General features: G+C 64.4%; 14 protein-coding genes and 1 pseudogene. 8 read left to right on the plus strand and 7 right to left on the minus strand.

All coding sequences use genetic code 11. The features are described 5' to 3' along the window. Nucleotides 1–33 precede the first annotated feature (33 nt). Nucleotides 34–645 (plus strand): alpha-ketoglutarate-dependent dioxygenase AlkB, encoded by a 612-nt coding sequence (locus CO664_RS19655; protein WP_037418546.1) that lies wholly within the window; start codon nt 34–36, stop codon nt 643–645. Nucleotides 646–835: 190 nt separating this feature from the next. Here the strand turns inward: CO664_RS19655 and coaA are convergent, their stop codons facing one another. From coaA to hisB, 7 genes are read right to left on the minus strand one after another with little or no spacing between them, the layout of a single operon-like run. Next, nucleotides 836–1,831 (minus strand): type I pantothenate kinase, encoded by a 996-nt coding sequence (coaA, locus tag CO664_RS19660; RefSeq protein ID WP_037418549.1) that lies wholly within the window; start codon nt 1,829–1,831, stop codon nt 836–838. After that, entirely contained in the window at nt 1,828–2,151 is a 324-nt protein-coding gene (locus tag CO664_RS19665; protein ID WP_037418551.1) for a phosphoribosyl-ATP diphosphatase, read from the minus strand. Before CO664_RS19665 ends, coaA begins: the two co-directional genes overlap by 4 nt. Before the next feature lie 12 nt (nt 2,152–2,163). Then, on the minus strand, nt 2,164–2,940 hold the full coding sequence (gene hisF / locus CO664_RS19670; protein ID WP_097539672.1) for an imidazole glycerol phosphate synthase subunit HisF: 777 nt from the start codon (nt 2,938–2,940) through the stop codon (nt 2,164–2,166). A 4-nt stretch (nt 2,941–2,944) separates the two neighbouring features. Further along, nucleotides 2,945–3,682 carry a 1-(5-phosphoribosyl)-5-[(5-phosphoribosylamino)methylideneamino]imidazole-4-carboxamide isomerase gene (gene hisA, locus CO664_RS19675; RefSeq protein ID WP_037418556.1) on the minus strand — a complete coding sequence of 246 codons (738 nt, stop codon included), beginning with the start codon at nt 3,680–3,682 and terminating at the stop codon, nt 2,945–2,947. 29 nt (nt 3,683–3,711) lie between these two features. Beyond that, nucleotides 3,712–4,362: an imidazole glycerol phosphate synthase subunit HisH gene (gene hisH, locus CO664_RS19680; protein ID WP_097525994.1), complete on the minus strand. Its 651-nt coding sequence runs from the start codon at nt 4,360–4,362 to the stop codon at nt 3,712–3,714. Next, on the minus strand, nt 4,362–4,838 hold the full coding sequence (locus CO664_RS19685; RefSeq protein WP_037418561.1) for a DUF2628 domain-containing protein: 477 nt from the start codon (nt 4,836–4,838) through the stop codon (nt 4,362–4,364). The genes hisH and CO664_RS19685 overlap by 1 nt, the downstream gene beginning before the upstream one ends. A 24-nt stretch (nt 4,839–4,862) precedes the next feature. Further along, a complete protein-coding gene (gene hisB / locus CO664_RS19690) occupies nt 4,863–5,471 on the minus strand; it encodes an imidazoleglycerol-phosphate dehydratase HisB (protein ID WP_065998037.1) in 609 nt (202 codons plus the stop codon). A gap of 283 nt (nt 5,472–5,754) precedes the next feature. Here hisB and hslV point away from each other — a divergent pair, with 283 nt between their 5' ends. From hslV to CO664_RS19725, 7 genes and pseudogenes are all read left to right on the plus strand, one after another. Beyond that, on the plus strand, nt 5,755–6,312 hold the full coding sequence (gene hslV, locus CO664_RS19695) for an ATP-dependent protease subunit HslV (protein WP_097539673.1): 558 nt from the start codon (nt 5,755–5,757) through the stop codon (nt 6,310–6,312). Continuing rightward, on the plus strand, nt 6,302–6,823 hold the full coding sequence (locus tag CO664_RS19700) for a GNAT family N-acetyltransferase (RefSeq protein ID WP_097539674.1): 522 nt from the start codon (nt 6,302–6,304) through the stop codon (nt 6,821–6,823). The genes hslV and CO664_RS19700 overlap by 11 nt, the downstream gene beginning before the upstream one ends. Beyond that, nucleotides 6,820–8,124 carry an ATP-dependent protease ATPase subunit HslU gene (gene hslU, locus CO664_RS19705; RefSeq protein WP_037418570.1) on the plus strand — a complete coding sequence of 435 codons (1,305 nt, stop codon included), beginning with the start codon at nt 6,820–6,822 and terminating at the stop codon, nt 8,122–8,124. Before CO664_RS19700 ends, hslU begins: the two co-directional genes overlap by 4 nt. A gap of 191 nt (nt 8,125–8,315) precedes the next feature. Further along, nucleotides 8,316–9,266, plus strand: coding sequence for a DUF1402 family protein (locus CO664_RS19710; RefSeq protein WP_097539686.1), 951 nt, complete (start codon nt 8,316–8,318; stop codon nt 9,264–9,266). Between the two features lie 103 nt (nt 9,267–9,369). Next, a complete protein-coding gene (locus CO664_RS19715; RefSeq protein ID WP_097539687.1) occupies nt 9,370–10,770 on the plus strand; it encodes a cytochrome P450 in 1,401 nt (466 codons plus the stop codon). A 370-nt stretch (nt 10,771–11,140) separates the two neighbouring features. Next, on the plus strand, nt 11,141–13,150 hold the full coding sequence (locus CO664_RS19720; protein ID WP_097539688.1) for a hydantoinase/oxoprolinase family protein: 2,010 nt from the start codon (nt 11,141–11,143) through the stop codon (nt 13,148–13,150). Between the two features lie 222 nt (nt 13,151–13,372). Continuing rightward, nucleotides 13,373–13,651, plus strand: a pseudogene (locus CO664_RS19725) (malate synthase G); the annotation flags it as partial.

Raw genomic sequence — 13,651 nt, forward strand, 5'->3', positions numbered from 1 at the left:
CGAGCCACGATATTGACCGACAGGGGTATCGCAATGCAGGTGCTGCCGAAAGGCGTCAGGCATATTCCCGGCTATCTCGACCGGTCGCGCCAGGAGGAGCTTGTGGAGGCCATCCGCGACGTCGTCGCCGCGGCGCCGCTCTATATTCCGGAAATGCCGAAAACCGGTAAGCCTATGTCGGTGCGGATGACCAATTGCGGCTCGCTAGGCTGGGTCACCGATCGCGACGGCGGCTACCGTTATCAGCCGCATCATCCGGTCACCGGCGAGCGCTGGCCGCCGATTCCCGATGCCCTGATCGACATCTGGCGGGCGGTTTCGGCGAGCGACAAACAGCCCGAGGCATGTCTCGTCAACTTCTATTCCGCCGAGGCCCGGATGGGTTTGCATCAGGACCGGGACGAGCGCGACCTGGAAACGGCCGTCGTCTCGATTTCGCTCGGCGATAGCTGTCTTTTCCGCGTCGGCGGCCGGACGCGCGGCGGCCAGACCAGCTCGTTCAAGCTCGAAAGCGGCGACATCGTCGTCCTCGGCGGCGAGGGACGGCTGGCCTTTCACGGCGTCGACCGCATCTATCCGAACACCTCGACGCTATTGAAGAACGGCGGCCGCCTCAATCTGACGCTGCGGCGGGTCAATCCATAGAGCTCTTGACAAGACCCCTCCCCAACCCCTCCCCACAAGGGGGAGGGCTTAACCTGCCGCGCCCTGCAACATTGCGGCGGGGTCGAGCCCCGGGAAAATGGCGGTCGGGGGCAGCGGGCGCAAAGCCCGTCCCCCTTGTGGGGAGGGGTTGGGGAGGGGAGGGGAGCTTATTTCGACCTGTCGTGACGGTTTAGAGCTTCCTCAGCGCCACCGTCTGCGTCAGGTGATTGGGGCCTTTCTGCAGGATCAGGTCGGCACGCGGCCTGGTCGGCTGGATGTTCTGATGCAGGTTCTTCAGGTTGATATTGTGCCAGAGACCCTCGGCGATCGCCCGCGCCGCGTCCTCGCTGATCGTTGAATAGCGATGGAAGAAGGATTGCGGATTCTGGAAGGCCGTTTCGCGCAGCCGCATGAAGCGGCTCACATACCAGTTGTGGATCAGGCTTTCCTCGGCGTCGATATAGATCGAAAAATCGAAGAAGTCCGAAACCATCGGGACGATCTTGCCGTCGGCCGGCAGGTCGCGTGACTGCAGCACGTTGATCCCCTCGAAGATCAGGATGTCCGGCCGGTCGATGACCTGGAATTGGTCGGGAATGACGTCATAGGTCAGGTGCGAATAGGTCGGCGCCTTGACGTTCGGCCGGCCGGCCTTGATCGCCGAGAGAAAGCGCAGCAGCGCGCCGATGTCGTAGCTCTCCGGGAAGCCCTTGCGATCCATCATGTTTTCCCGCTGCAGGATCGCGTTCGGATAGAGGAAGCCGTCGGTGGTGATCAGATCGACCTTCGGGCTCGAGGGCCAGCGCGCTAGGAGTTCGGCGAGGATACGGGCGGTTGTCGACTTGCCGACGGCGACGGAGCCGGCAATGCCGATGACGAAAGGGGTCTTCGTCTCGTCCGACATGCTGAGGAACCGCTTGCGCTGCTGGAAGAGGATCTGCGACGCTTCCACATGGGCGGAGAGCAGCCGCGACAGCGACAGATAGATTCGACGCACCTCGCCGAGGTCGACTGGGTCGTTGAGCGAGCGCAGCCGCTTGACCTCCTCGGCCGTCAGCGTCAGCGGCGTATCGGCGCGAAAGCGCGACCATTCCTCGGCGGAGAAGACGTGGTAGGGAGAAAATTCACCCCCCGTGAGATTGCCGGGGATGTCGGCCGATTCAAAGTCTTTCGCGGCGATGCTCATGGATTCTGCCGGTTTGCCTTCTCCTGCAGGCCGGACTGGCTCGTCCGCCTGGCCAGTTCGCTCATCACATCCTGCAACGGGACGGAGGCGATATTCAATACGACCATAAGATGATAGAGGAGATCGGCGCTCTCATCGATCAGATTCTTGCGGTCGCCGGTGACCGCCGCGATCACCGCCTCGACCGCCTCTTCGCCGAGTTTCTTCGCCGCCTTCGGCCGCCCGGCCGCCACCAGCTTGGCCGTCCAGGACTCCTCCGGCGCCGCCTTGGCGCGCGATGCGACGATCTTTTCGAGGTCTGAAAGGGTGAATTCGCTCATCACGAAATTCCTTCAATCGAGTCGCATGGCGATGCCGCGCTCGGCCATGTAGCGCTTCGCCTCGCCGATGCTGTAGGTGCCGAAGTGGAAGATGGAGGCGGCAAGCACCGCCGTCGCATGGCCGTCGCGAATGCCGTCGACCATGTGGTCGAGCGTTCCGACGCCGCCGGACGCGATGACCGGTGCCCGCACCGCATCGGCGATGGCGCGCGTCAGCGCGATGTCGTAGCCGCTCTTGGTGCCGTCGCGATCCATGGAGGTCAGCAGGATTTCGCCGGCACCGAGGTCGACGACCTTCCGAGCGAACTCTATCGCGTCGATGCCGGTCGGCTGCCGCCCGCCATGGGTAAAGATCTCCCAGCGGTCCATTTCGCCCGCAGCCGAGACCTTCTTCGCGTCGATGGCGACGACGATGCACTGGTTGCCGAACTTGTCGGCGGCCTCGGCGACGAAATCCGGGTTCTTCACGGCCGCCGTGTTGATCGACACCTTGTCGGCGCCGGCAAGCAGCAGCTTGCGGATATCCGCCACCTGGCGCACGCCGCCGCCGACGGTCAGCGGCATGAAGCATTGCTCGGCGGTGCGGGCGACGACGTCGAAGATCGTCTCGCGATTGTCGGAAGAGGCGGTGATGTCGAGGAAGCAGAGCTCGTCGGCGCCGGCGGCGTCATAGGCCTTTGCCGATTCCACCGGATCGCCGGCATCGATGAGGTCGACGAAATTGACGCCCTTGACGACGCGGCCGTCCTTGACGTCGAGGCATGGGATTACGCGGGCTTTGAGGGTCATGGTCTCATCCCTTTCGCGCGGCGCGGATCAAGTCTAGCGCTTCCTTCGGATCGATCCGCCCGTCATAGAGCGCCCGGCCGGAGATCGCTCCTTCGAGCTTTGCGGCATCTGGCTGCGTCAACCGGCGGATGTCGTCCATCGAGGCGAGGCCGCCGGAGGCGATGACCGGAATGGAAACTGCGTTGGCGAGTTCCAGGGTCGAATCCCAGTTGATGCCGGTCAGGATGCCGTCGCGGTCGATGTCGGTATAGATGATCGCCGAAACGCCGGCGCCTTCGAACTTCTTCGCAAGCTCGATCACGCCGAGTTCGGAGGCCTCCGCCCAGCCTTCGACCGCCACCTTGCCGCCCTTGGCGTCGATACCGACCGCCACCCGGCCGGGGAACTTGCGGCAGGCCTCGATCACCAGCGCCGGATCGCGCACCGCGACAGTGCCGAGAATGACGCGCTTCAACCCGCGCGAAAGCCAGTTCTCGATATGATCGAGGGTGCGGATTCCGCCGCCGAGCTGCACCGGGTTCTTGGTCGCCTTGAGGATGGCGTCGACCGCTGCCCCGTTCACCGTCTCGCCGGCAAAGGCGCCGTTCAGGTCGACGACATGCAGCCATTCGAAGCCTTGTTCCTCGAAGGCGCGGGCCTGGGCGGCGGGATCAGGATTGTAGACGGTTGCCTGATCCATGTCGCCGAGCTTCAGGCGCACGCATTGGCCGTCCTTGAGGTCGATCGCGGGGAAGAGAATCATTTGGTTCGTCCGATCAGGTGGCGGGAGCCTCAGGGCTTCCAACGCAGGAAATTCGAGATGAGGGCGAGGCCGAGGGTCTGGCTCTTTTCCGGGTGGAACTGCGCACCGGCCCGGTTGCCGCTTGCGACGAAGGCCGTCACCGGCCCGCCATACTCCGTCTCGGCGATGATGTGCTCGGGGTTTTCCGCAGCGAGGTGATAGGAATGCACGAAATAGGCGTGCAGCCCGGTCTCCCCGGTCGGAATGCCCTCGAAGAGCGCGTGCGGCCGATGGAGTCTCAGCGTGTTCCAGCCGATTTGCGGGATCTTCAGCGACGCGTCCGCGGGCGTCATCTCCACGACATCGCCGGGAATCCAGCCGAACCCTTCAGTGATCGTCTTTTCGAGGCCGCGCGAAGACATGAGCTGCATGCCGACGCAGATGCCGAGGAAGGGCCGTCCGGCCGCTTCGACCGCTTGCTTGAGCGCCTCTTCCATCCCCTCGACGGCGTCGAGGCCACGGCGGCAATCGGCATAGGCGCCGACGCCCGGCAGCACGATCCGATCGGCCGAGGCCACCCGTTCCGGCCTGTCGGTCAGGTCGATGTCGGCGTCGATGCCGGCTTCGCGCGCCGCCCGCTCGAAGGCTTTGGTGGCCGAGCGCAGGTTGCCCGAGCCGTAGTCAATGATGGCGACCCGCATCAGCGCTCTCCATAGGATTCAAAGAAGCCCAGACCGGCGGCACTTTCCGGCCGTCCGGAGCTCGACCAGTCGTTCGACTGCAACGGAGTTGCGCTTTGGTGGTGCGTCGTCGCCGTCGCGTTCGAGAAGTAGATCTCCTCGGCGGTCTCGATGTTGCGGGCCGGAACGATCGAACGAAGCGTCCAATCTTCCGCCGCGAGTTTTCGGGCGACAAAAAGCGGCCCCTCCAGCGATACCAGGAGGCTGAGCGCGAGCTGCATGATCAGCGCGGCGGTGAAGCATCCGGGGACCTCAGACAGAAGGATGAACACAATTTGCAGAACGGCAACGGAGATTCCGAGGAGCCAGGCCCGCTTGGCGATCAGCCAGAGGGCCGGGAAGAAAAACGCCGCCCAGGAAAAGCCGTCGGCGATGAACCGCGCCCTCTCGTCGTCGGCCGCGGCACCGGGCGGGGTCATGATCAGGTAGGAGGCCATGGTCTTCAGCCAGTCTTAGCCGGCTCAGGCGAGCGTGCCCTTCGTCGAGGGAACGCGTCCAGCCTGGCGCGGGTCGATTTCGGTTGCCGTGCGCAGCACGCGGGCGACGGATTTGAAGCAGGTCTCGGCGATATGATGGTTGTTGGCGCCGTAGATGTTCTGCACATGAAGCGTGATGCCGGCGTGCTGGGCGAGCGCCTGGAAGAATTCGCGCACCAGCTCGGTGTCGAAGGTGCCGATCTTCGGCGAGGTGAAGGTCACGTTCCAGACGAGAAACGGCCGGCCGGAGACATCGACGGCGGCGCGCGTCATCGTCTCATCCATGGCGAGATCGAGCGAGGCATAGCGGGTGATGCCGCGGCGATCGCCGAGCGCCTTGGCGATCGCCTGGCCGATGGCGATGCCGGTATCCTCGACGGTATGGTGATCGTCGACATGGAGGTCGCCCTCCGTCTTGATCTCCATGTCGATCAGCGAATGGCGCGCGAGCTGGTCGAGCATGTGATCGAAGAAGCCGACGCCGGTCGCAATCTTCGACACGCCCGTGCCGTCGATATTGACGGAGACGGACACGGCCGTTTCATTCGTCTTTCGCGAAACCTGGCCGGTGCGGCTCAGCGTCACGTCTGCCATCAGGCTCTCCTGTCTGCACTCGATAGATCGGAGCGGGCGGCAGAGCCTTCCGCCGACCGGTCCGTTCCCGAGCCGCTCCATATCAGGCGGGGCGCGAAATATCCAGAACTGCGACGGAGATTCGATCGGCGTCAGCCGGCGGGCGCGATCCGGATGGAAAGGGGCCGCTGTCGGTGATTTCTCCTGCCCATTTGCAATCGCGCAGAGCCGACTTACATAGGCCTCAAGCAACCAGGTTCTTCTTGAGCCGCAACGCCTCGCCTCCGGGGCCGACAGGTATTTGATGAGCGAACACAATCCCTACGGAACGATGCATGCCACCACCATCATCACGGTGCGCAAGGACGGCAAGGTGGTGATGGCGGGCGACGGTCAGGTGAGCCTCGGCCAGACAGTTATGAAGGGCAATGCGCGCAAGGTCCGGCGCCTCTCCAAGGGCGACGTGATCGCCGGTTTTGCCGGCGCGACGGCGGACGCGTTTACGCTTCTGGAGCGTCTCGAGGCGAAGCTCGAACAGTATCCCGACCAGCTAATGCGGGCCGCCGTCGAACTCGCCAAGGACTGGCGGACCAACAAATATCTGCGCAATCTCGAGGCGATGATGCTGGTCGCCGACAAGTCGGTGACGCTGGCGATCACCGGCAATGGCGACGTGCTCGAGCCCGAGCACGGAACGCTCGCCATCGGTTCCGGCGGAAACTTCGCCTACGCGGCGGCGCGCGCCCTGATGGACAGCGACAAGTCGGCCGAGGAGATCGCCCGGCGTGCCCTGCAGATCGCCGGAGACATCTGCGTCTATACCAACCACAATGTGGTCATGGAGACGCTGGATGCCGACTGACGGGGCAGAGGTCAGCTTCGAGCCGCTGGCCGAGCGCCACCTGCCGATGCTCCTTGCCTGGCTTTCGGAGCCGCATGTCCGACAATGGTGGGGCGACCCGGACGTGGAACTGGGACTGATCCGCGAGGGTTGCGCCACCGGAGAGGTCGACGGCTTCATCTTCCGCCTGAGCGGCGAACCGGCCGGTTACATTCAGTCCTGGACCCCCTCGCAATATGACGAGGAACCCTGGGCGAGGGACCTGTCGTCCGACACGCCCGGTGTCGATATCTTCATCGGCCCCCCTGAAATGACCGGCAAGGGCGTCGCGGCCCTCGCGCTTAAGGCCTTTGCCGGAAAACTGTTCGAAAAGGGCGCCGCCCGCATCGTCATCGATCCGGATGCCGGCAACCGCCGAGCGGTCAGAGCCTATGCGAAGGCCGGTTTCGTGCCCTTCGCCGAATGGATAGACGAGTCCGGTCGCACCCTGCTGATGGAACTGACGCGGACCGAGTTTGAGAGGACTTCATGACCAATTTTTCCCCGAGAGAGATCGTTTCCGAGCTCGACCGCTACATCATCGGCCAGAAGGACGCGAAGCGCGCCGTCGCCATTGCCTTGCGCAACCGCTGGCGCCGCCAGCAGCTCAGCGACGAGCTGCGCGACGAGGTCATGCCGAAGAACATCCTGATGATCGGCCCGACCGGCGTCGGCAAGACGGAAATTTCCCGCCGTCTCGCCAAGCTTGCCGGCGCGCCGTTCGTCAAGGTGGAGGCCACCAAGTTTACCGAGGTCGGCTATGTCGGGCGCGACGTCGAACAGATCGTCCGCGATCTCGTCGAGGTGGGCATCACGCTGGTGCGCGAGAAGAAGCGCACCGAAGTCAAGGCGAAGGCGCATCAGAACGCCGAGGAGCGCGTGCTCGACGCGCTGGTCGGCACGACGGCGTCGCCGGCGACCCGCGATTCCTTCCGCAAGAAGCTGAGGGCCAACGAGCTCGACGACAAGGAGATCGAGATCGACGTGGCCGAAACTGGCGCGCCGGGCGGCTTCGAGATCCCCGGCATGCCCGGCGCCAATATCGGCGTCTTGAACCTCTCCGAAATGTTCGGCAAGGCGCTCGGTGGCAGGACGAAGAAAATCAAGACGACGGTCAAGGATTCCTATGACTTTCTCGTCAACGACGAATCCGACAAGCTGCTCGACAACGAGCAGATCCAGCGCGAGGCGATGGCGGCGGCGGAGAACGACGGCATTGTCTTCCTTGACGAGATCGACAAGATCGCCGCCCGCGACGGCGGCATGGGCGCCGGCGTCTCGCGCGAGGGCGTCCAGCGGGACCTGTTGCCGCTGGTCGAGGGTACGACGGTCGCGACGAAATACGGGCCGGTGAAGACCGATCACATCCTCTTCATCGCCTCCGGCGCCTTCCACGTGTCGAAGCCGTCGGACCTGCTGCCCGAGCTGCAGGGCCGCCTGCCGATCCGGGTCGAACTGCGGGCGCTCACCAAGGAGGACTTCCGCCGCATTCTGACGGAGACCGAGGCGAGCCTCATCCGCCAATACAAGGCGCTGCTGGAGACCGAGGGCGTGGCGCTCGACTTCACCGAGGATGCAATCGACGCACTCGCCGAGGTCGCCGTGCAGCTCAACGCCAATGTCGAGAACATCGGCGCCCGGCGCCTGCAGACGGTGATGGAGCGCGTCCTCGACGAGATCTCCTTCAACGCGCCCGATCGCGGCGGCGACACGCTGATGATCGATGCCGACTATGTCCGCAAGCATGTTGGAGATCTGGCCGCCAACACGGACCTGTCACGCTACATTCTGTGACGCCGGCGCTGCAGTCGCGCGCCAAATCGTGCCGATCACCGCCTTGTGGGGCGCCTGTCACTCGACAGGCGCCCTCATTTTATCTAGAGCGATCAGTGATCGGTCGAAACGGGGCATGATTCCGACATGATTCTGCCCTAGTGGGCCGCGCCCGGACGAATCGGGACCCGAATTTCACAGGAAAATTGATCGTGCGTCTGACCGCCTGCCTGCTTCTTATCGCCACGCTTTGCCTCTCCGCGGCGCAACCGGCTGCGGCCGAAATCCGCATGGTCCCGAAAGGCAACCGGCATGTAGAGCAGCCGCGGGTTCCCGGCGCTTCGCTTCGCCGCACCAAGGCAGGCCGGACCTCCTTCGACGCGAAGTACGAAAAGGTACGCGAACTGCTCGCCAATGACCGCAATCTCGTGGCGAAGATCAAGTCGACCGCCGCCGCCTATGGCATCGCACCGATCCACATGATCGGCGCCATCGTCGGCGAGCACACCTACAATGTCGATGCCTATGACCGACTGCAGGCCTATTACGTCAAGGCGGCCGCCTATGCCGGCAACAGCTTCCACTTCGGCTATGACGGCGAATCCGTCGATGAATTCGTAAAGCGTGCGCAGTTCGCCGACTGCGCCCGCGAGAAATCTTCCTATGCACTATGGAGCTGCCGCGAGCGGGTGTGGGAGAAGGAGTTCCGCGGTCGCACCGTCGGCGGGCAGACCTTCCCGAACAACCGCTTCAGCGCCGTCTTCTTCCAGCCCTTTTTCGCCGGCCAGACCTTCGGCCTCGGCCAGATCAACCCGCTGACGGCCCTGATGCTGACCGACATGGTGTCGCGCGTCTCCCGTTATGATCGTCTCGATGAGAACAATGCCGGTGCCGTCTATGAGGCGATCATGGATCCGGACGTCTCGCTCGCCTATATGGCCGCTTCGATCCGCCATTCCATCGACGCTTACCGATCGATCGCCGGCATGGACATCTCCCACAATCCCGGCCTGACGGCGACGCTCTACAATGTCGGCAGCCCGGACGAGCGCGCCGCCGCGCTCGCGGCGAAGAATGCCGGCGGCGGGGTTCACTGGCCGGAAGAGAACTATTATGGCTGGCTGGTCAATGACAAGCTCGCCGAGCTCGAGGCCCTGCTCTGATCGCGGGCGGAAATTCCGCCAATTCCCGCCTGCTTCAGGTGAATCATCTTCTTGATTGCGCCGTAAAAACCTGAAACGTTAGGCCATCAGGAAAGGCATGATCATGGACACGCGACCGGAGCCGTTCGAGCCGCCCGCGCCCGTCCCGCGCACTCACATTCCCTCGCGGCTGGAGATCATCCGCACGGTGCTGCGCAACCCGCTCGAGCTCTGGGGCGAGCCCTCCTATACGCTCCCCTGGATCGAAACGAAGTTCATCAACCAGCGCACATTGATCGTCAACGATCCGGGTCTCATCCGCTACATTCTCGTCGAGAATGCTTCCAACTACGAAATGTCGAATGTCCGGCGGCTGATCCTCCGCCCCATCCTTCGCGATGGATTACTGACGGCGGAAGGCGAGGTGTGGAAACGGTCGCGCAAGGCGATGGCGCCGGTCTTCACGCCCCGCCATGCGAAGGGCTTTGCCGGCCAGATGCTGCGTGTCTCGGAGCATTTCGTCGGGCGCTACGAGCGCGCCGCTTCCGAGTCCTTCGCCACCAATGTCGCCGTCGACATGACGGAACTCACCTTCGAGATCCTCGCAGAGACGCTCTTCTCCGGCGAGATCGCCGTCGAGAAGGAGGGGTTCGCCGCCAATGTCGAGGAACTGCTGCAGCGGATGGGCCGTGTCGATCCGATGGATCTTCTCGTGGCACCTCCATGGGTGCCGCGTCTCACCCGGATTGGCGGCCGGAAAGTGCTCGATCGCTTTCGCGGCGTCGTCGCCGCGACGATGGCAGAGCGCCGGCGGCTGATGGCGGCGCAGCCCGGCGCGGTTCCGAACGATTTCCTGACGCTGCTGCTGCAGCTCGAGGGTCCCGAGGGGCTTTCGACGTCCGAGATCGAGGACAACATCCTGACCTTCATCGGCGCCGGCCACGAGACGACGGCCCGGGCGCTCGCCTGGTGCCTCTATTGCATTGCCAATATGCCGGCCTATCGCGAGACGATGGAAAGGGAGATCGACGCGGTGCTGGCGACCGGCGCCGAGCCGGTCGAATGGCTCGAACGGATGCCGCATGTGCTCGCCGCCTTCGAGGAGGCGCTGCGCCTCTATCCACCGGCCCCCTCAATCAACCGGGCCGCGATCGAGGCGGACGAGTGGACCTCGCCGCAAGGCGAGCGCGTGCCGATCCGCAAGGGCATATCGGTGCTGATCATGCCGTGGACGCTGCATCGCCATGTGCTCTACTGGCAGAAGCCGCGCGCCTTCATGCCCGAGCGTTTCCTCCCCGAAAACCGCGACAAGATCAACCGCTTCCAGTATCTCCCCTTCGGCGCCGGCCCGCGCATCTGCATCGGCGCGACCTTCGCCTTGCAGGAGGCAGTGATCGCCCTTGCGGTCCTGATGCACCGCTTCCGCTTCGACCTGACCGAGGCGACCCATCCCTGGCCGGTGCAGAGGCTGACGACCCAGCCCAAAGGGGGTCTTCCGATGAAGGTATCGGTGCGGGAGAGGTAAAATCTCGGCGTCATGCCGGGAGAGGCACCCCCCTCTGCCCTGCCGGGCATCTCCCCCACTAGATCGGCAAGCGGCAATGTCTCGTGCCACCAATCCTGCTGAGCGCGACCAATTTAGCGAGTTCGGCGCTCGCGAGCTCGCTGTCGGGCAGCGCCTTTGCATCTGGCTAATCTCCCTCCTTCTGGGGGAGATGCCCGGCAGGGCAGAGGGGGGTAGCGTCACCCCCCTTCGCTGCTAACTGAATTCCGCACTGATCCGACGCGCAAAGGTCGCCGCCACACGATGGTCTTTCGCCGAATTATGCCCTATCACCAAGCGATCCTTTCCCATGCGGGCCTCGCCCGATTTCCAACACCGGACTGAGCAGACCTTGACCTCGCATCTTCTTCTCGGCATCGACACCGGCGGCACCTATACCGACGCGGTCCTTTTCAGCGAAGCGGCCGGTGTCGTCGCCAAGGCCAAGGCCCTGACGACGCGGCACGATCTTGCCGAAGGCATTTCCGGGGCGGTGGAAGCCGTCCTGGAGAAGGCCAAGGTTCCGGTCTCCGTCATCAGCCTCGTCTCGCTGTCGACGACGCTCGCCACCAACGCTCTCGTCGAGGGCCAGGGCGGCCGCGCCGGGCTGGTGATGATCGGCTTCGGGTCCGAGGACCTGAAGCGTGACGGCCTGCAGGAGGCGCTGGGCTCGGATCCGGTGATATTTCTTCCGGGTGGCCACAACGTCCACGGCGGCGAGACGCCGCTCGACATGAGCATGCTCGACGAGGCGCTGCCAAGGCTTGCCACGGAAGTATCGTCCTTCGCGATCGCCGGTTATTTCGCCGTGCGCAACCCGGACCACGAGAAACGCGTGCGGGAGCGCATCCGCGAAGTCTCGCACCTGCCGGTCACCTGCAGCCATGAACTCTCTTCCAAGCTCGGCGGTCCGCGCCGGGCGCTGACGACGCTTCTCAATGCCCGGCTGGTTTCGATGATCGACCGCCTGGTCGGCTCTTGCGAAGATTTCCTGAAGGCGCGCGGCATCGACGTGCCGATGATGGTGGTGCGCGGCGACGGCGCGCTGATCTCGGCCGCCGAGGCGCGGCTGCGGCCGATCGAGACGATCCTCTCCGGGCCGGCCGCCAGCCTGGTCGGCGCACGTTATCTCACGGGGCTGGAAAATGCCGTCGTCTCTGATATCGGCGGCACGACGACGGATGTCGCCGTCCTCGATGCCGGCCGCCCGCGGCTCGATGCGGATGGCGCCGTCGTCGGCGGCTTCCGCACCATGGTCGAGGCGGTCGCGATGCGCACCTACGGCCTCGGCGGCGATTCGGAGGTGAAGATCAACGATCGCGGCCTCAAGGCGAAGATCGATCTTGGGCCCCGCCGCGTCCTGCCCTTGAGCCTTGCGGCGGCGCTGCATGGCGATGCGGTCATTTGCGTGCTCGACAAGCATTTGCGTGCCACTCATGCCGGTCGCCACGACGGCCGCCTTGCGGTCCGCACCGGCCTGCCCGACCATCTCGCAAGCGGCCTGCAGCCGCAGGAGCAGGCGCTCTACGACCGGATCGGCACGGTGCCGGTGGCGCTTGCCGAATTGATCCTCAGCACGCCGCAGAAGGCGACGCTCGACCGGCTTGTCGCCCGCGGGCTGGTGCATATCTGTGCGCTCACGCCGTCCGACGCGATGCACGTGCTCGGTCGCCAGTCGCAGTGGAACAGCGAGGCCGCGCTGCTCGGCTTGAAGATCGCCGCCCGCACCAAGGACGGCTCGGGCCAGCCGATTGCCGGCTCCGCCGAGATGCTGGCGCAAATGATCGTCGACCGGCTGACGCGGCAGTCCTCGGAAGTGATTCTCCAGGCCTGCCTGCATGAGGACGGCGCCGGCGCCATCGATCCGGCCGCTTCGCTTGCCGTCGACCGGGCATTGAAGCGCAAGCCCGGTATCGTCCGCTTCTCGCTCGGCCTCGACCGGCCGCTCGTCGGCCTTGGAGCCTCGGCGCCGGTCTATTATCCGGCGATCGCCGCGATGCTGGCGACGGAAGCGGCAATCCCGGCGGAGGCGGATGTCGCCAATGCCGTCGGCGCCGTCGTCGGCCAGGTGCGCGCCACTGTTACCGTCTTCGTCACGACACCCGAGGAGGGTATCTTCATCGTCAACGGCGCCGGCGCGAGCGAGCGCTTCCTCGATCAGGAGGCGGCCTTCGGTGCCGCCCGCCGCCGCGCCGAGGTGATGGCGCTGCAGACGGCACGCGCCAACGGCGCGGAGGAACCTGCCGCGACGAGTTGGGAAGAGATCGATGCACCGGAGGTAGAGGGCGGGCGCAAGCTGGTCGAGGCGCGCTTCATCGCTTCGGCAAGCGGCAGGCCGCGCATCGCACATAGAGCGGGATGAGGAAAAGTGTGTGCGGTTTTCCGCCCGCATCCCGCGCCCCAATTCAACTATTTTTTCCGATTTGGAAATAATTCTTCGCATCCTTGTCGAATTGACAGGGAGCCCATTGATGAGAGACTGTCCGCGCGCGTGAGCGGATGGGAAAAGCTGAATTTGCTTTTCCGCATGCATCCCGCTCCTATCTATTTGAACTCGGGCATAGAGTGATTCAGGAGCTGCCGCATGGACCGCATTGAGAAACATGATCTGAAGATCGATGCGGGCCTCCACCGCTTTCTGGTCGATGAGGCGATGCCGGGGACCGGTGTCGATCCTGACCGTTTCTTCGCCGCCCTGTCGGCTCTCGTGCATGATCTCGCGCCGAAGAACCGCGCCCTTCTCGCGCGGCGTGACGAACTCCAGGCGAAGCTCGATGCCTGGTATCGCGAGCATGGCGCGCCGGTCGATATGGAGGCCTACCAGAACTTCCTCAAAGAGATCGGCTATCTCCTGCCGGAGGGA

Source organism: Sinorhizobium sp. NG07B, from assembly GCF_002532005.1.
Classification (GTDB): Bacteria; Pseudomonadota; Alphaproteobacteria; order Rhizobiales; family Rhizobiaceae; genus Sinorhizobium; species Sinorhizobium fredii_C.